General features: G+C 73.9%; 18 protein-coding genes. 7 read left to right on the top strand and 11 right to left on the bottom strand.

Annotated elements, in window-relative coordinates:
- Positions 1 to 22: 22 nt before the first annotated feature.
- From BX285_RS29405 to BX285_RS29395, 4 genes are all read right to left on the bottom strand, one after another.
- A complete protein-coding gene (locus BX285_RS29405) occupies positions 23 to 1,156 on the bottom strand; it encodes an acyl-CoA dehydrogenase family protein (protein ID WP_259470836.1) in 1,134 nt (377 codons plus the stop codon).
- A gap of 487 nt (positions 1,157 to 1,643) precedes the next feature.
- Positions 1,644 to 1,727 (bottom strand): putative leader peptide, encoded by an 84-nt coding sequence (locus BX285_RS39580; protein ID WP_373560544.1) that lies wholly within the window; start codon positions 1,725 to 1,727, stop codon positions 1,644 to 1,646.
- Between the two features lie 77 nt (positions 1,728 to 1,804).
- The gene (locus BX285_RS29400; protein WP_097235129.1) at positions 1,805 to 2,299 is read right to left on the bottom strand and encodes a hypothetical protein; all 495 of its coding nucleotides are present in this window, start codon (positions 2,297 to 2,299) and stop codon (positions 1,805 to 1,807) included.
- 769 nt (positions 2,300 to 3,068) lie between these two features.
- Positions 3,069 to 3,281 carry a DUF397 domain-containing protein gene (locus BX285_RS29395; RefSeq protein ID WP_097239819.1) on the bottom strand — a complete coding sequence of 71 codons (213 nt, stop codon included), beginning with the start codon at positions 3,279 to 3,281 and terminating at the stop codon, positions 3,069 to 3,071.
- 388 nt (positions 3,282 to 3,669) lie between these two features.
- On the opposite strand from BX285_RS29395, the gene BX285_RS29390 reads away from it, so the two are divergent.
- On the top strand, positions 3,670 to 4,209 hold the full coding sequence (locus BX285_RS29390) for a PTS-dependent dihydroxyacetone kinase phosphotransferase subunit DhaM (RefSeq protein WP_097235130.1): 540 nt from the start codon (positions 3,670 to 3,672) through the stop codon (positions 4,207 to 4,209).
- 73 nt (positions 4,210 to 4,282) lie between these two features.
- Here the strand turns inward: BX285_RS29390 and BX285_RS29385 are convergent, their stop codons facing one another.
- The 3 genes from BX285_RS29385 to BX285_RS29375 all read right to left on the bottom strand — a co-directional run bounded on the left by BX285_RS29385 (position 4,283) and on the right by BX285_RS29375 (position 5,844).
- On the bottom strand, positions 4,283 to 4,771 hold the full coding sequence (locus BX285_RS29385) for an NUDIX domain-containing protein (protein ID WP_097235131.1): 489 nt from the start codon (positions 4,769 to 4,771) through the stop codon (positions 4,283 to 4,285).
- A gap of 34 nt (positions 4,772 to 4,805) precedes the next feature.
- A complete protein-coding gene (locus BX285_RS29380) occupies positions 4,806 to 5,372 on the bottom strand; it encodes a sugar transferase (protein WP_121178749.1) in 567 nt (188 codons plus the stop codon).
- Between the two features lie 277 nt (positions 5,373 to 5,649).
- The gene (locus BX285_RS29375; protein ID WP_097235133.1) at positions 5,650 to 5,844 is read right to left on the bottom strand and encodes a hypothetical protein; all 195 of its coding nucleotides are present in this window, start codon (positions 5,842 to 5,844) and stop codon (positions 5,650 to 5,652) included.
- Between the two features lie 753 nt (positions 5,845 to 6,597).
- On the opposite strand from BX285_RS29375, the gene BX285_RS29370 reads away from it, so the two are divergent.
- The gene (locus tag BX285_RS29370) at positions 6,598 to 7,431 is read left to right on the top strand and encodes a polysaccharide deacetylase family protein (RefSeq protein ID WP_257032274.1); all 834 of its coding nucleotides are present in this window, start codon (positions 6,598 to 6,600) and stop codon (positions 7,429 to 7,431) included.
- Between the two features lie 513 nt (positions 7,432 to 7,944).
- Here the strand turns inward: BX285_RS29370 and BX285_RS29365 are convergent.
- Positions 7,945 to 8,715 (bottom strand): glutamate racemase, encoded by a 771-nt coding sequence (locus tag BX285_RS29365; protein WP_097235134.1) that lies wholly within the window; start codon positions 8,713 to 8,715, stop codon positions 7,945 to 7,947.
- 57 nt (positions 8,716 to 8,772) lie between these two features.
- Here BX285_RS29365 and BX285_RS29360 point away from each other — a divergent pair, with 57 nt between their 5' ends.
- Positions 8,773 to 9,921, top strand: coding sequence for a glycosyltransferase (locus BX285_RS29360; protein WP_121178748.1), 1,149 nt, complete (start codon positions 8,773 to 8,775; stop codon positions 9,919 to 9,921).
- 100 nt (positions 9,922 to 10,021) lie between these two features.
- Positions 10,022 to 10,822, top strand: coding sequence for a cyclopropane-fatty-acyl-phospholipid synthase family protein (locus tag BX285_RS29355; protein ID WP_121178747.1), 801 nt, complete (start codon positions 10,022 to 10,024; stop codon positions 10,820 to 10,822).
- Between the two features lie 18 nt (positions 10,823 to 10,840).
- On the opposite strand, the gene BX285_RS29350 is transcribed toward BX285_RS29355, so the two are convergent.
- From BX285_RS29350 to BX285_RS29340, 3 genes are all read right to left on the bottom strand, one after another.
- Positions 10,841 to 11,716 (bottom strand): alpha/beta fold hydrolase, encoded by an 876-nt coding sequence (locus BX285_RS29350; protein WP_121178746.1) that lies wholly within the window; start codon positions 11,714 to 11,716, stop codon positions 10,841 to 10,843.
- 133 nt (positions 11,717 to 11,849) lie between these two features.
- Positions 11,850 to 12,524, bottom strand: coding sequence for a thiol:disulfide interchange protein DsbA/DsbL (locus BX285_RS29345; RefSeq protein ID WP_121178745.1), 675 nt, complete (start codon positions 12,522 to 12,524; stop codon positions 11,850 to 11,852).
- 121 nt (positions 12,525 to 12,645) lie between these two features.
- Positions 12,646 to 13,908, bottom strand: coding sequence for a glycosyltransferase family 4 protein (locus tag BX285_RS29340; RefSeq protein ID WP_121178744.1), 1,263 nt, complete (start codon positions 13,906 to 13,908; stop codon positions 12,646 to 12,648).
- Positions 13,909 to 14,410: 502 nt separating this feature from the next.
- Here BX285_RS29340 and mscL point away from each other — a divergent pair.
- The 3 genes from mscL (at position 14,411) to BX285_RS29325 (ending at position 17,181) form a co-directional block, all read left to right on the top strand.
- Positions 14,411 to 14,857: a large conductance mechanosensitive channel protein MscL gene (gene mscL, locus BX285_RS29335; RefSeq protein WP_097235140.1), complete on the top strand. Its 447-nt coding sequence runs from the start codon at positions 14,411 to 14,413 to the stop codon at positions 14,855 to 14,857.
- A gap of 429 nt (positions 14,858 to 15,286) precedes the next feature.
- Positions 15,287 to 16,069 (top strand): DUF6643 family protein, encoded by a 783-nt coding sequence (locus BX285_RS39575; protein WP_121178743.1) that lies wholly within the window; start codon positions 15,287 to 15,289, stop codon positions 16,067 to 16,069.
- A gap of 236 nt (positions 16,070 to 16,305) precedes the next feature.
- Positions 16,306 to 17,181 carry an MOSC domain-containing protein gene (locus BX285_RS29325; RefSeq protein ID WP_121178742.1) on the top strand — a complete coding sequence of 292 codons (876 nt, stop codon included), beginning with the start codon at positions 16,306 to 16,308 and terminating at the stop codon, positions 17,179 to 17,181.
- The last annotated feature ends 25 nt before the right edge of the window (positions 17,182 to 17,206 follow it).

Raw genomic sequence — 17,206 nt, 5'->3', positions numbered from 1 at the left:
ACCCCCGGTCCGCACAAGCGGATCACGGCCGGGCGCCCCGCTCCAGGGCGGCCCGGCCGGCGGCCTCCAGGACCGTCTCCTCCGAGGCCAGGTGGACCCGGCTGCTCAGCACGTCCCGCAGGTAGCGCTCCAGCGGGTGGCGTCGGCTCAGACCGGGGTTGCCGGTGAGGGCGACGGCCTGCTGGACGGCCGCCGTCGCGGCCCGGGTCGCCAGCAGGTGGGCCGGCCCGGTCCGGGCGACGGCGTCCGGCTCGCCCCGGTCCACCCGGGGTGCCAGCCCCTCGACCAGTTCCTCGGCGCCGATCAGCTGGGCCTCGATCTCGCCGAGGGCGCAGCGGTAGCGGGGCAGGGTGCCCAGCGGCTCGGTCAGATTGGCCGGAGTGCGCTGGCTGAGGAAGCGGACCAGCCAGGCCTCGGCGGCCCGGGCGACCCCGATCGCCACCGCGGAGAGCGCCAGATCGTGCCAGGCGCGGGAGAATTCGGCCTCCGACTCGGCCCCGATCCCGTTCCCGGCCCCGTTGCCCGGCTGGCGGCCGCCGAGGCCGAGCGCGAGCTCGGCGGGCACCCGGACCCGGTCCAGCACCACGTCGTGGCTGGCGCTGGCCCGCAGGCCGAGCTGGTCCCAGGTCGGGTCGATCTCCAGGCCCTCGCTCTCGCCGCGGACCAGGAAGGTGCCGATCCTCGGCTCCGGCTCGTCGGTCCGCGCGGTCACCGCCATCCAGGCCAGCGCCTCGGCGCCGGTGCAGTACGTCTTCCGGCCGGTCAGCAGCCAGCCGTCGCCGTCCCGGCGGGCGACCGTCTGCGGCAGCTCGCCCGGCTGCGAACCGGGCTCCGCTCGCAGCGTGTTGACCAGCGCGGGGCCGCGCCGGGACTCGGTGAGCAGCCGCCGGTACCCGGCCGTCGGCCAGTCGGCGCGGCGGGCCTGCTCGGCGTGCCGGAGCAGGGTGAAGGCGGTCACCACCGCCACCGAGGCGTCCCCGCGGCCGAGTTGGGACAGCACCCGGACGGTGTCGGCGAGCGTTCCGCCCGGCCCGCCGTACTTGCGGGAGACGGTGAGGGTGAGCAGGCCAGCCTCGTGGACCGCCTCGATGCCCTGGTACGGGAAGGTCGCGTCGCGGTCGTGCTCCTCGGCGCGGGCCGCGAGCAGGTCGACCACCCGGGGCAACCCGGCCAGGGCGGTCCCGACGGCCTCGCGCTCGGAGCGGTCGGCGGCGTCGTCGGCTGGGACTGCGGGGACGACTGCGGCCGCGGGATGGTCCGGACCGGGTCGGCTCGAATCGAGTCGGCCTGAATCGGGCCGGGCGGAATCCGGTCGGTCTGCCGCGCTCCGGCCCGCGTCGGACTGGCCGGAAGTGGACGGCGGCGGTGCGGTCCGGGTCCGGCGGGAGGACGGGCGCCCGCCGGCCGTGCGGTCGCCGACCGCACGGTCCTCGGGTGAACGGTCGGCGGAGGAGCGGTTGGCGGCGCGGGTCGTCATGATGCGGTGCCTCCGGGCGGCAGCGTGGGCTCGACGGATGCGGGCGGCACGCCGTACGGGCGCGCGGTACCGGCTGGCGGCCCCGGAGGTCAGTTCACGGCCCGCCCCCGGGATTCGGCGCCGACCGCAGGAGGTCGGCCGCCCGCCGCCGGGGGACGGATCCCCCTCAGCAGCCCGGACACGCCGCGCTGGCGGTGCGCCGCAGATCGAGGTGTCTACGACGGGTCAGCAGCGGGAGACGGCTCGGCATGTTCGCGACTGTACGAACCGTTGATCGATACCGTCAAGCAGCGTCCGGCCCCCGGGAGGGCCCCGCGAGGGCGCCGGTCAGCCCTGCTGGAACATGTCCGCCGGGAGCGGCTTCAGCAGCTGATACAGGTCGTCCGAAATCGGTCGGTCCCAGGACGCGATGGTGACCAGGACGCCGTCGCTGCGGCCGAACTGGGCGCAGAACACGCGCTCCTCGCTGACCTTGACCTTCTTCACGATCAGCAGGTCGTCCCCGAGCATGACCGGGAAGTCCTCGGCCGAGACGAAGTCGACCGGCTCGTCGTTCTCCAGCGCCGCGAGCAGCTGCCGCACCTCGAAGGGCACGTCGTCGCCGGTCTCCCGGGCGGGCGAACCCTCGGGGAGGTTGCCGATGAACATCGCCGGGCCTCTGCCGCCGAACAGGTCGTAGCGCAGGAAAATCCCCTGGCAGGAGCCGTCCGGGCCGGTCATCATGGCCGCACCGAAGTCGCCGGGCCAGTCGCCCGGGTCCATCGCGAGCACGTCGAAGTCCGGGCCGGCGGGCTGTCCGGAGCGACGGCGGAGAAAAGACATGGGAACATCGTACGTGCCCGGCACACCGCGCTCGCGAGGTGGGTGGGGCGCCGTCGGAGGGCGGCCGGGAGATCGACGCTCAGAGACCAATGTTGACTCTGAGCAACCGTCCGGGCTACGTTCGGTTCTGCACGACAGCCGTTCTGGGTTTCACCCTCCGGGGGGACGGCATGTCGCAACGCGGCCCTACACGCGTATCCCTCACTGTGCACTTTTCGTGCCGAACAGCCGAGCACCCAGCTTCGTCGTCGCACACAGCACAACACAGAAGCCAACAGTTCCACCCAAAAGCCAGATCCGCGGGGCCCCGGCCCGTCGCTCCCGTGGATCTGCTCGGGACGCCGCCGCGTGGGGGCGTGCGGGTCCCGAGCGTCGGTGCCGTCTCCGAGTCGCTCTCGGGTTCGGCGCCAGCCTCCCGGCGACTGCCGGCCCCTCGCGGGGCCGGGACCGGCCGACGCACCCCGGTGCGCAGGGGATGACTGGGAGGATGGCCTGGCAGCGCTGCCGGGCCGCAACAGCAGGCGCCGTGTCTGGCCGCGTGGGGGCGGTGGGCACGGCGTCTGCCTGTGCTCATACTCTGAGCTGCGTTTGTCTAACAGTCAACAGAAATTCTGACGGGGCACGCTCAATAGATCATCAGTTGTGATGTTCGGGACCGAAAATCGCCTGCGGAGCGGCCCCGTGTACCTCCGGGGGCCGCTCCGCAGGCGACTCGGTCGAGCGTGTGGCGGTGGCTCAGGTGAGCGTCCCGCTCAGGTGAGCATCCGGCTCAGGTGAGGTCGAACTCGCCGTCCCGGGCGCCGAGCACGAAGGCCCGCCACTCCGCCGGCGTGAAGACCAGGACCGGCCCGTCCTCCTGGCGGCCGTCCCGCATCCCGATGTAGCCGTCCACGAAGGCGATCTGGACGTCCCCGACCCCCTGGCTGCTGCACAGCCACTCCGCCCCGGTGAAGTCCACCCTGGGCTTCCCGCTCGGCGCCAGCTCCCGCTGTGCGACGCCGGTCTCCGTACCCGTCCCGCTGTTGGCTGCCACTGACCGATCTCCTCCCGACGGTGTTCCCGGGCCAGCCTAGTCACACCTCCCGGCCCCGGTCAGCGGGTTGACGAGGACTCCCCCGGCCGGGAACGAGCGCCGCCGGAGGGACGGTCGAGGCGTGTCCCGACGGCGGGGGCGGCGGGCAGCTGCCAGAGTGCTCGCAGGGCGCCGCCCCGGCCCGGGAGCGTGCCGAGGCCCCGCCCCCGGTCCGTACGGAGCCCTCCGCGGCCCCGGACGGACCGGGCCGCACCGCCGAGCGCCCCACCCGCCCGACCGGACCTCACCGCACAGACACCACACGGACCCATGACCGACCCGCCCAAGGGAGCAGCCGATGAGCCGCCGGGACGGCACCCGCGCCGACGTCATCCCCATCTCCGACGCCCCCTCGGCCCACCCCCCTGCGCCCCGCACGCCCACCTCGCCCACCCCGCTGCCCCGGCCGACCCCCGGCCGGCCCGCGGCGCACGGCCGGGTCGGGATCGTCCTGGTCTCGCACAGCCAGGAACTGGCCACCGCCGTACGGTCCCTGGCGCTCGCATTGACCGGATCCGACGCCCCCTCCCCGGTCGCCGCGACCGGCGGGGACCCGTCGAACGGGCCCGGCATCAGCGCCGTGCTGGTGGCCGCCGCGACCCGCCGGGTGGACGAGGGCCACGGCGTGGTGGTGCTGGCCGACCTCGGCGGCGCCGTCACCACCGTCCGCGCCCTGCTCTCCGACGCGGACGAGCACGGCCTGCCGTTCCCGGTCCGGTTCGCCAACGCCCCCTTCGTCGAGGGCGCGGTGGCGGCCGCCGCGACCGCGACGGCGGGCGGCGACCTGGCCGCCGTGCTGGACGCGGCGGAGGAGGCCTACCGGCAGCACAAGGGCTGACGAGGGCCGGGAGCGGAGTCCGGACGGCGAGGTCCGGGAACGGAGTCCGCGCGCGGGGGCCGGCGCGGGCCGGTCAGGGGCGCTCCTTGCCCTCCCAGGTGAAGACCGCCGGGCCCTCGCACTCCATCGCGTGCCGCAGCCGCTCGTGCTCGGTCCCGATCATCGGCGGCAGTTCGTCCAGCGCGAACCAGCCGACCTCCAGCGACTCGTCGTCGTTCACGCGCGCCTCGCCGCCGACCGCGCGGCAGCGGAAGGTCAGCACCAGGTACTGCGTCACATCGCCGTTCGGGTAGGTCACCTGCGGCGAGACGGTCACCGAGGCGAGCAGCTCGGGCACGACCACCACGCCGGTCTCCTCCAGGCACTCGCGCACCACCCCGTCGGCGGGCTGCTCGCCGGGGTCGAGGATGCCGCCGACCGGTGCCCACCGGCCGTCGTCGACCCGACGGGCGAGCAGCACCCGGTCGTGGTCGTCCAGCACGACGGCGACGACGGCGCTCAGCCAGAGCGGGCGATTGCCCACGAGGGAGCGGAGTTCGGCGAGGAAGGGGGGAATGGCCATGTCGCGCAGCTTAGCCGGGTGTCCACGGGCCGGCTCAGCTCGGCTGCTCTCCGGCGGGGCGTAGCCGGAGGGCCTCCGGGCGCAGCAGGGCGAGGACGGTGAGGCCGAGGATGCGCAGGTCGAGCCGGAGCGAGCGGTGCTCGACGTACCAGAGGTCGAGTTCGGCCGAGCCGCGGGGGCGGCGGCAGTCGCGGGAGCGGGGGCGGCCGTCGGAGTGGGGGCGCGGGTGGGCGTGGAGCTGGGCCCAGCCGGTCAGCCCGGGTCGTACGGTGAGGCGGGCGCGCTCCCGGCGGGAGTAGCGGAGCACCCGGTCGGGGTGGTCGGGCCGGGGGCCGATGACCCCCATCTCGCCGCGGACGACGTTCCAGAGCCTCGGCAGCTCGTCCAGGCCGGTGCGCCGTAGGAGGGCGCCGAGTCGGCCGTCCGGGCCGGTCCGGAAGCGTAGGAGCTGGAACACGCGGCCGTGCCGCCCGGTCCGGGTCTGCCGCTCCAGCACCGGGCCGCCGGTGGTGCAGCGCAGCAGCGCCGCGATCAGCAGGGCCAGCGGCAGCGCGACGATCGCGGCCAGGGCGGCGACGGAGAGGTCGCCACCGCGTTTCATGAGGCGGACACGGCAAATTCCGGTCTACTGCCCATCACTCCCCCTCCACGGCGCTTCGAGTCGGAAGAACGCATTCACAGTATGGGTCGCGATGAAGCCGCCGAACCGGAATGGCGAAAGAAGGACGGCCGAGATTGTCCGACAGGACGATATTCGGTCGGTCTGACCAATTTCGCTCGATCTGCCGTTTTGAAATGCCGAACGTGATCGACATAAGGGGCCTGCCCGAGGCCCCCGGTCCCCACCCGACCGCGCGCTGTCCGCCGCCCACTCGCCGCTAGAGTGCGGCGCGGCGCCGATCGCGGAAGAGGCCGACGGCGATCCGGCCGAGCAGCAGGACGCCCGCCGCCAGGCAGCCGGCCACCGCCATCGCCCACGCCGGACCGTCATTGTCGGGGACGATCACGGCGACGACGATGCCCGCAGCCAGGCAGGCCACGCCCACCACGGCGAGCGGAAGCTGGTGGGTCACCAGGGCTCCGCCACTGCACGCGCGCGCCATCCGGGAGGCGCCGTGCACGTGAAAGGGGTCACGGTCCGCATCTGCCATGAGCCCAAGGTACCCCGGGCCGACCCGGGGGGCAGCCCGCAGGGAGTGAGGGCTCGGCCACCCTCCGCAATCGGCGGATCAAGGCCGACCAGGAGGCACCCGAGGACCTCCGGATGCGCATTCCGGCTCCACAATCAGTCCACGAAAAATCCTCGTCCCCCCGGTACAACCATCGCCGCGGTGCAGCGGTCTCAATGGCATTGAGTGATCCAGGAGCCGTTCGAGGGACGGGTGCGAATCCCCCACCGAGAACAGGAAAATCCAGGGACGGAGCCGCCGCTCCCTGGAGTCGGAGGCCGGGCTCCGTCCTCCGGCGGTACCGCCACGCCGCTCGGCGAACGAGGGGGAACCGTGCCGCAGTCCCAGTCCGCACCATCGATCTCCACGGCCCGCGCCAGGCCCGTTCCCGGCGTGCGCGCGCTGCCATCGCCCGCCGGGTGGGCGGCGGACCGTCAGAACGGGAACCGACGCGACGGCCGGCACGACGCCGGCCGACACGACTCCGGTCGGCACGATGCCGGCCGACACGAGCCTGGTCGGCACGACGGGAGTCGGTACGGCGGGGGCCGTCACCGTCTGCCCTGCGAGGCGGAGCAGCAGGACGCTCGGGGCGAATGGCTGCGGTTCGCCCCCGTCCAGCCGCTGTTCCGGGCCCGGGCCGCCCAGCGCCTCGCCGTGCTCGCGTACCACGGGGTGACCGACCACCGGTCGTTCGGCGCCCAGCTCGACCGGCTCCAGCGGCTGGCCACCCCGGTCTCGCTCACCGCCGTCCTCCAGGCCGTGACCGAGCAACGGCCGCTGCCGCCCAGGAGCGTCCTGGTCACCTTCGACGACGCCGACCGGAGCGTCCTCACCCACGCCCTGCCCGCCCTCGACGCCCGTGGCATTCCGGCCACCGCCTTCGTCATCTCGGAGCTCATCGGCACCGAGCGGCCGTTCTGGTGGCACGAGGCCGACTTCCTCGCCCGGCACGGGGGCCGGGCCCGGTCGCTCGACTGCGGGCACCCGTCCCAGCTGCTCCGCCGACTCAAGGCGATGCCCGACCCGGACCGCCGGCGCAGCCTGCACGAACTGCGGGTCAGCGCCGACCGCCGGCCACCCAGCCAGGAGCAGCTCACCCCCGCCGACCTCCTGTCCCTGCGGGACGGAGGCGTCGCCGTCGGCAACCACACCCAGGGGCACCCGTGTCTCGGGCGCTGCGACGACGAAACCGTCCGCACCGAGATCACCGGCGCCCACGAGGCCCTCACCCGCTGGCTGGGCGAACCCCCGATCGCCTTCGCCTACCCGGACGGCGGCCACGACGCCCGCGCCGAAGCCGTCCTGCAGGAACTCGGCTACCGCCTCGGGTTCCTCTCCGACCACCGCCTCGGCCCCCGCCTGCCCTCCCATCCCCTCCAGATCAGCCGCCTCCAGGTCGACTCCACGACTACCACCCGCCGCTTCGACACCATCCTGTCCGGCCTCGAACCCGCCTACCGCCGCTGGCGGCGCCAAGCAGTCGCATGACCGCCCGCGCGTGGGAAGTCGGCCCGCCCGACTTCCCACGCGTGCCTTGCAGACACTCGCCGTGCCTCCACGGCACGGGAGCGGGGATCGGCAACGGACAAGGCGGGAAAGCGGTTTCCCCTCGGTCAGAGGTATCTACGCGAATGGCTCAGGCGAGTTGCCGCTCTCGTGCACCGGAACGTGCACAGGAAGTCGACCCAGCCGGCTTCCTGTACACGCCCGGCAGGCAGGCCAGGGGCATCTACGCGGGTAGACGGCCCTGCTCCCGGTACTCAGCGCAGGAAGTCGGATGGGCCGACTTCTCCGTCGCAGGGGCAGCCGGGGCGGGCCGTGGCGCCGTCCTTGAATCCACGGAATGATTCCACGGAATATCGCGCTGTTCGATCCCGCGGTTTATTTGCCGCGCCGCGCCGAGCCGGCACCCACGCGCGGATCGGAATGGGCTTCGGGCCCGGAAAATCCGGACGGTGACGTCCGAATCCGATGCGGTGCGGTCGGCCGGACTGCCCGGGCTCAGCCGATGAGGGTGGCCAGCGCGTTGCCCTGCGGGTAGAGGGCGGCGGCCGGGGGGAGTACGGCGGGGGCGCCGGCGTGGAGCACGGTGAGCGTGCCGGTCCCGGTGCGGGTGGGGTCGCCGATGCGGCGCAGGGCCTGGGCGGCGACGGCGTCGGCGGAGCCGTACAGGGTGAGCGCCGGGGAGGCGGTGGGGGCGACGGCGGCGCGGATGAGGTCGGCGACCAGTTCGTAGTGGGTGCAGCCGAGCACGATGGCGTCGGTGCCGGCCGGCGTACGGGCCGCGGCGTCGGCGATCGCGGCCGCGATGCCGTCCTCGTCGCCGTGATCCACGGCGTCCGCGAGGCCAGGGCAGGCGACCTCGGTGATGTCCGCCGTCCCGCCGAAGTCGCGGATCAGCCCGCGCTGATAGGCGCTTCCGGTGGTGGCCGGGGTCGCCCAGATGGCGACCCGGCCGCCCTGTGCGGCGGCGGGCTTGATGGCCGGGACGGTGCCGATGACCGGCAGCCCGGGCTCCAGCTCGGCGCGGAGGGCCGCGAGCGCGTGGACGGAGGCCGTGTTGCAGGCGACCACCAGCACGTCGGGTTCGAGCGCGGCGGCGGCTCGGCAGCAACCGAGGGCCAGCTCGGTGACCTCTTCGGGCGTCCGCGGTCCCCACGGCATGGAAGCGGGGTTGGAGGACAGCACCAGGTCGGCGTCCGGGCGCAGCTTCCGAACGGCGGCGGCGGCGGCCAACAGGCCGATTCCGGAGTCCATCAGTGCGATCTTCACGGCTCAAGACTTTAGTCGATCCGCCCGTGCGGCCCCGTTCTGCGGCAGACTGCCGGGGTGACCGTCCTGCTCTGGATCGCCGCGTTCTCCCTGCTGGTGTGGCTCTGGCTGGCGTGCTGCCACGGTCTGTTCTGGCGCACCGACGTCCGGCTGCCGCCACGCCGCCCGCCGGTGCGCTGGCCGCAGGCGGCGATCGTGGTGCCGGCCCGGGACGAGGCGGCGGTGCTGCCGGTGAGCCTGCCGACGCTGCTGGCGCAGAAGTACCCGGGCCGGGCGCGGGTGATCCTGGTGGACGACCACAGCTCGGACGGCACCGGTGCGCTGGCGGCCGAGCTGCGGACGATGGACGGGCTGGAGCTGACGGTGACCAGCCCTCCCCCCCTGCCGCCCGGTTGGACCGGCAAGCTGTGGGCGCTGCGGCACGGGGTGGAGCTGGCCGGCCCGGACGTCGAGTACCTGCTGCTGACGGACGCGGACATCGCGCACGGCCCGGACTCGCTCGCCGATCTGGTGGCCGCTGCCGAGGGCAACAGCCTGGACCTGGTGTCGCAGATGGCCCGGCTGCGGGTGGCGACCGGCTGGGAGCGGCTGATCGTGCCGGCCTTCGTGTACTTCTTCGCCCAGCTGTACCCCTTCCGGTGGAGCAACCGCCCCGGCACCCGGACGGCGGCGGCGGCGGGCGGCTGCTCGCTGGTGCGGCGCGAGGCGCTGGAGCGGGCGGGCGGGGTGGCGGCGATCCGGGGTGCGGTGATCGACGACGTGTCGCTGGCCAGGGCGGTGAAGTCCACCGGGGGGCGGACCTGGCTGGGTCTGGCCGAGGAGGTGGACAGCGTCCGGCCGTACGCACGCTTGGGTCAGTTGTGGCGAATGGTGTCGCGTAGCGCGTACGCCCAGCTCAGGCACTCGCCGCTGCTGCTGCTCGGGACGGTGCTGGGGCTGGCGCTGGTGTACCTGGTGCCGCCGGTGGCGACGGTGGCCGGGCTGGTGGCGGGGGCACCCTGGGTGGCGGCGGCGGGCGGGGCGGCGTGGGCGCTGATGGCGGGCACGTACCTGCCGATGGTCCGGTACTACGGGCAGCCGGCTCCGGCCGTGCTGCTGCTGCCGTTCACGGCGGGGATGTACCTGTTGATGACGGTCGACTCGGCGGTGCAGCACTGGCGCGGCCGGGGCGCGGCGTGGAAGGGCCGGACCTACTCGCGGGCGTGACCCCGGCACGTGCGCGGGGCGTGACGCCCGCACCCGCCCGGCGTCCCCGCGATCCGGGAATTCCCCGGCGCGGCGGGCCGGCCCGATCCATACTGCTCGGATGGACCGTCAGCAGATCTCCCGTCTCGCCCATGCCCACCATCCGGTCGCGGCGCCGCTGGCGGACGACTCGGTGGCCCGCCTGCTGGACCGCGCGACGGCCCGGGCTTCGGGCCCGGCGACGCAGGCAGGGGCGGCGGCTCCGGCGGCGCAGGGACGGACTGCACCGGGACGGGTGCTGGACCTCGGCTGCGGCGAGGGGGCCTGGCTGCTCCGGACGCTGGCCGCGAACCCGCGCTGGCAGGCGGTCGGGGTGGACCTGGACGCCGCGGCGCTGACCCGGGCCCGGGAGAGCGCGACGGCGCTCGGGGTCGAGCGCCGAATCGGCCTGCACCACCTGGACGTAAGGGAGTTCACCACGAAGGAGCCGTTCGACCTGGTGCTGTGCGTCGGTTCCACCCACGCCTTCGGCGGGCTGCTGCCGACGCTCGCCGCGGCCCGCGAACTCCTCGCCCCGGGTGGCCGGTTGCTGGTCGGTGAGGGCTTCTGGCAGCGCGAGCCGTCCCGGGCGGCACTGGAGGGGCTGGGTGCCACCCGGGACGAGCTGGCGGACCTGGCGGAGACCACCGACCGGGTCCGAACGGACGGCTGGACACCGGTCTACGGGCACGTCAGCACGGAACAGGAGTGGGACGACTACGAGTTCTCCTGGACGGGTGCGCTGGCCGAGTGGGCGCTGGACCACCCCGACCACCCCGACGCGGCGACCGCCCGGGAGGCCGCGGACCGGCACCGCACGGAGTGGCTGCACGGCTACCGGGGGACGCTCGGCTTCGTCACGTATCTGTTGCGACGCGACTGAACTCCCGCCTGGAGCAGGTCACTTCTGCGTGCGCGCGAGGAAGTCGTCGATCAGCGGCGCGATTTCGGGGAGCTTCTCCTCCAGCGCGAAGTGTCCGGTGTCGAACACGTGCAGCTCGGCCTCGGGCAGGTCGCGCAGGTAGGCGCGGGCGCCGGCCTCGGTGAAGAAGGGGTCGTTCCGCCCCCAGACGACCAGCGTGGGCGGCTGCTCGGCGCGCAGCCAGGCCTGCCAGGCGGGGTAGAGCTCGACGTTGGAGAAGTAGTCGAGGGCGAGCTCGACCTGGATGTCCTTGCGGCCGGGCAGATCGAGGACGTGCTGGTCGAGCGTCCAGCCGTCGGGGGCGACCAGGCTCGGGTCGCCGGTGCCGCCCTCGTACTGGCTGCGGGTGACGTCCAGGGTGAGGATCGAGCGGGCGACCTCCTCCGCGCCCGGGACACCGCGCCGGTTGGCGATGAACTCCCTTGCCTGGTCGGAGAGTCCCTCCTGGTAGGCGTTGCCATTCTGGACCACGAGGCCGGTGATCCACTCCGGGTGGCGGGTGGCGAGCCGCAGGCCGACGGGGGCGCCGAAGTCGAAGACGTAGAGGGCGAAGCGGTCGAGGCCGAGGGCGAGGCAGAAGCCCTCGATGACGTCGGCGAGGGTGTCGAAGCGGTACGTGAAGGCGTCGGGCGCGGGGCTGTCGCTGTGGCCGAAGCCCGGATAGTCGGGGGCTATCAGGCGGTAGCGGGTGCCGAGCGCGTCGAGCAGCCGGGCGTACTGGTGCGAGGCCGAGGGGAAGCCGTGCAGCAGCAGGAGAACGGGGGCGTCGGCCGGGCCGCTCTCGCGGTAGAAGATGCGCAGACCGTCGACGTCGACGTGGCGGTGGTGGACGTGCGGGATCGTCAGCTCGCTCATGCTAACCATTAAACAGCATTGAACCGGTTAGGCAAGGGCACCTGCCCTGCGCGGCCGGGCAGGCCGGGCAGGCCGGGCAGGGCGGGCACGAGCGAGCTGACTCGTCGCCATGAAGGCCACAGGGGCGGATGGTTCAGTCCTTCTTCAGCTGCTCCTGCTGCACCAGGTGGTCGAGCACCTCGGGCATCGCCTCGACACCGCCCGCCTTGGTCGGCGAAGTCCGGTACTCGCCCTGGACGATGACCGTCGGCAGCTCGTCGATGCCGTAGCGGACGAACGCGGCGGCGGCGTCGTCGACCGACTGGCGCACCTCGGCGGAACGGTAGGCCTGGCGGAAGAGTTGGGCGTCGACGCCGTGGCGGGCGGCCCAATCGGTGGAGGCGGCCTCGGTGGTGAGGTCCACCCGGTCGTTGTGGATGGCGCGGAAGACGCCGGTCTGCAGGCGGTCGACCAGGCCCAGGTGCTCCAGCGTGAAGTACATCCGTGCGTGGCCGCGCTGCACCGTCTCCTCCGGGCTGCCCGGCCAGATCGCCGGGATGCGGCGCAGCTCGACGTCGGCGCGGTGCTTCTCGGCCCAGGCCTGCAGGGGCTGTTCGAACGCCTGGGAGTGGCCGCAGTCGTACCAGAAGAACTCGATCGCCTCGGTCCGGACGCTCTCGCGCACCGGTTGCGGATGGTCGAGCTTGACGAACTGGGCGCCCTCGGAAGGCGGTTGGTGGGACAGTGCGCCGGCCTGGACGGGGGACGCGGCGATCCCGGCGGCGACGGCGAGCAGGACGGTGGACCGCAGCAGCGACTTCGAGTTCACACCGGGAAGTGTGCTGGTGGCGGTCGGTTACCGGCGAGTCGGTCGGCGTCTGTGGGCCCGGATTCGCCCGAACGGTGTAGCAGGGCCTCCGCGTTGCCGGTCGGCATCGTGCCGTCCGGTGTCAGCTCGTCGAGGCTCCGGGGCCGGGCGGACCCGCCGGACCAGCCGGTCCCGCCGTCCACACCTGGGCCACCAGGCGCTGCCAGTCGTCCACCACGGCGCCCAGTTCGAAGTGCTCCAGCGCGTGCGCCCGGGCGGCGGCGCCGAGGCCTGCGCGGTTGATCGCCAGCACCCTGCCCAGGGCCTCGGCGAGGGCCAACGGGTCGCCCGGGGCGACGAGCGCGCCGGTGGCGCCGTCCCGGACCACCTCGCGCACCCAGCCGACGTCGGTGGCGACGGCCGGCACCCCGGCCAGCGCCGCTTCGATCAGCGCCCCGGGCACGCCCTCGCTGTCGCTGGTGAGCAGCAGCGCGTCGGCGGCGCGGTAGAGCGGGGCCGGGTCCGGCAGGGGGCCGAGGAAGTGGGCGCGGGCGGCCGCCGGGTGGCGGGCCAGCGTCTCGCGCAGCGGGCCGTCCCCGGCGACGGCGAGCCGGACGTCGGGCAGGCGGTCGAGTACGTCCAGGGCGAGGTCGAGTCGCTTCTCGGGCGCTATCGCACCGATCCAGGCGACCAACAGGACGTCCGCCGGCAGGCCCAGCGCGTACCGGGCCGCGCGCCGGTCGTCCCGGCCGCCGGCGGGCGGATAGCTTTCCGCCGCACGGGAGTTGGGGATCACGTGCACCTTGCCATCAGGCAGCCCGAACTGCTCCTCCAGGACGGCCCGCGCCTCGTCGGTGAGCGTGGTGACGGCGGCGGCGCGGTGCATCAGCGCACCGCCGCGCACCCTGCGCAGCCGGGTGGCGGTCCAGTAGCGGGGGTGGCCGACGGAGACGTAGACGAAGGGGGTGCGGGTGCCGGCCAGGGCGAGCGCGCAGGCGGCCAGGGTGTCGGAGCCGTGGGCGAGCACCACGTCGGCGGAGCGCGCGGCGGAGCGCAGCGACAGCAGGGTGCGCGGGCGCAGGCGGCCGGGGCCGAGGACGGCGGCGGTGCGCAGCAGGGCGGGGGCGTCGGCGCAGTCGCCCGGTTCGGCCTCGGCGGCTCCGGCCGTTCCGGCGGCTCCTGCGGTCTCGGGGGCTACGGCGGCCCCGGTGGCCCCGGCGACTCGGGGGTGGTGGACGGCCGGGTGCGGGGCGAGGGCGCACAGCGCGGAGGACTGGCCCCGCCGGCCCAGTTCCCGGTGGAGGTCACGGGCGAAGTTCTGGGCGCCCCCACGGCGTGCATCACTGATCAGGTGCAGGACTCGCGGTCGGGTTCCGGCCGAATCGGCCGACATATGGTCGGGCATGGACCGACCTTGGCACAGCGCCCCGCCCGGTACAGCCCCTTCGCGCAACCTGGTGGTGGCCCTTCCGCCCGCGCCCGTACATCCGATGTGCGCCAGAGACCCGCCGTCGTGCGCCGGTTGCGACCGCCGTGCGCCCCGTCTCACCCCCCGCCGCACTCCGGCTCGCCCCCGTTGCGCCGGACCACCTCCGCGCCGCCTTCGTTTCTGCTCCGGCGCCGGCTCCTCGACCGGGCCCGGCGCCGGCTCCGGTGCCGGGGGGCGCCGAATGCCGGGTCAAGTCCGGTGAGTCCTAGGCCAGTTAGGGCGGGACAATGGCCACCGATAGGCCCGTACGCGGAGCGCCCGGGCGCCGCCCGGCCCGGCACCGGGAGGCGCCGAGGCGGTTACGCGGATCGGGTGAACGCGGTTGGACCTCGGCGCGGACCGCTCGGCAGGATGTCCGGTCGGGGCACCGCAGGGTCGCCCCATCTCCCCCTTTCCCGTACGGATTTGGAGTCGCCCGGTGTTCAAGGGATTCCGCAGCTTCCTGCTGCGCGGCAACGTGGTGGACCTCGCGGTCGGCATCGTGATCGGCGCGGCCTTCACCGCCGTCGTCACCGGATTCGTCAGCGCCTTCCTCACCCCGCTGGTCGGGGTCGCGTCCGGCGCCGTCGGCGACTTCACCCAGAAGACCTTCGAGGTGGCCGGCACCCGGTTCCCGTACGGCCTGTTCGTCAACGCGGTGATCGGCTTCGTCCTCACCGCGGCGGTCATCTACTTCGCCGTGGTGCTGCCGGTCGGCAAGCTGCAGACGCGCTTCGAATCAGCCAAGCCCGCGCCGGTGGCGAAGGTGGACTGCCCGGAGTGCCTGAGCTCGATCCCGGCCGCCGCGACCCGCTGCTCCTTCTGCACCTCGGAGGTCGCCAAGCCGGGCCTGCCCGCCCAGACCCAGGCGCTGCAGTCACACTGACCGGCCCGCGCCGGCACCGCCGACCAGCGTCGGCCCAGGTCGGCCCAGGTCGGCCCGCACCTGCGCGCCCGCGTCGCGTGCTCACATCACGTGGTCGGCGAGCCGACGGGACATTTATTCCCGAAACATTCACGAGCCTCCGCCGCCCCTCGGCGGGGGCTCGAATGCGCCGGCGCACGCCCTGTCCGCAAAAGTTTCTCCACCGGCCCCGCAACCGGCCACCGGCCGGTCACCGCAAGGCCATCCGGCCGCGCCGTCCGGCCGCTGTTCGATCACTGACGGGGCGCCAAGGTTGTCCGGAAGAGGACGTCGGTATGTCCGTTCTTCCTACTTTCGAAACCTTTGTGCGAGCGAAGACTGTGTAAACACTCGAACTGCTCCCCCTCCCGCTCTCCTCAGCAGCCGCATTGTGGGCTTACCGTATGCCCCATGACCTCGCCCCGCTCCTACGACGGAGTCGGCTACCCCTCTCCGTCCTTCTCCTCCGGCACGCCGATTTACGACAGCCTCGTGGCTGAGCGCGGCGTCCCCCAGATCGCGCCCATCAACGTGCCGGCCGCCCTGCCGCCGGCGCTGTCGTCCGGCTACGGATCAAATCTCGGCCCCTCCTACGAGAACCGGTACGGCAACGGGTACGAAAGCGCCGGCAGCAACCTCCCCGCGCTGCCGCCCGCCCGCCTCGCTCTGGGCCCCGGCCCGAGCAGCGGCCCCTCCGCCGGCCCCGCCACGGCGTACATCCCGGCGCAGCCCGCTCCGGCGTACGCCACCCCCCAGCCGGCGGTCCCCGGCTACGGCGCCCCCCAGCCGTACCAGCGACCGCAGGCCGGCGCCCCGGCCTTCACCCAGACCGCCAGCGGCGGCTACCAGCCAAGCGGCGGCCAGAGCTTCGGCGGCCAGAACACCTTCATCGGCGGCCAGGCCGGCCCGCAGAACTTCGGCGCGCAGCCGGTCGGCCACCCGGCCGGATTCGGCCAGGGCCAGCCCGGCGGGCCGCAGGGCTTCGGCGGACCGCAGTCCTTCGGCGGCCAGAACGGCGTCGGCCCCGGTTTCCAGGGCCAGGGCGGCGACCAGTCCTTCGGCGGCGCCCAGCTACGCCCGGCCATGGCGCCGGTCGCGCCGGTCCGCCCGATGCAGCCGCAGCGTCCGGGGCCGTACGGCGAGCCCGGACAGTTCCAGAACGGCGGCTACCAGCCGCAGGGCCAGGGTTACTGAACCACCGGCTCCCCGAGGCCGCCCCCCACGCGGCCCGCACCCGCACCACCTGAGCGCCACCCGGCGACCCCTGAACGCCGGGCGAATGGAGAACACGGGTCATCCACGGACCGCCCGGAACGCCCCCCACGGCGTCCCGGGCGGTCCGTGCGCCTATCCGGGCACGGTCGGGGCGCAGGTCCGTGCGTATACGGGGGCGGTGCGAGCTGCCGGAACCCTGCTGGCAGGATGGGGGGATGCAGCTCACCGGACTCCACGTCTACCCCGTCAAGTCCATGTACCGCCTGAGCCCGGAGACCGCCGAGGTCCACCCCTGGGGCCTGGTCGGAGACCGCCGCTGGATGCTCGCCGACCCGACCGGACGCTTCGTCAGCCAGCGCGAGAACACCGCCCTCGGACAGATCCGGCCCGGGCTCCTGCCCGACGGCTCGCTGACGCTGACCGCCCCCGACGGCTCGCGGATCGAGGTGCCCGCTCCTGCCATCGCCGCCGGCGACCCGCTCGCCGACGTCGAGGTCTGGGGCGACCGCTTCCACGCCGCCGAAGCCGCCAAGGAAGCACACGCGTGGATAGCCGAACACCTCGGCGACTACCGCCTGGTGCACCTGGACGACCCGCTCGCCCGGCCCGTCGACCCCGAGTACGGCCGGCCCGGCGACACCGTCTCGATGGCCGACGGCTTCCCGCTGCTGCTCACCACCAGCGCCTCGCTCGACCGGCTCAACGAGCTGATCGCCGCCGAGCACCCGGAGGACCACGAGACCCTGCCCATGGAGCGCTTCCGCCCCAACGTGGTAGTTGCCGGTACCGCGCCCTGGGCCGAGGACGGCTGGCGCCGGATCCGGATCGGCGAGCTCACCTTCAAGGTGGTCAAGCCCTGCGGCCGCTGCGTCGTCACCACCACCGATCAGGAGACCGGCGAACGGCGCGGCAAGGAGCCGCTGCGCACCCTGGCCCGGCACCACCGGCTGTTGCGCAAGGCCGCGTTCGGGCAGAACCTGATCCCCGAGCGGCCGGTCGGCGTCGAGGGGGACGTGCTCGGCACGCTGCGCGTGGGCGACGAGGTCGAGGTGCTGGAGGACGGGGCGCACTGGCCGGCCGACGGGCACTGAGCGCGCGGCGCGGCGCGCAGGACCG

Source organism: Streptomyces sp. 1114.5 (genome assembly GCF_003635085.1).
Taxonomy (GTDB): Bacteria; Actinomycetota; Actinomycetes; order Streptomycetales; family Streptomycetaceae; genus Kitasatospora.
Note: the sequence above shows the minus strand (reverse complement) of the source record. Positions and strands in the feature narration are given on the sequence as shown.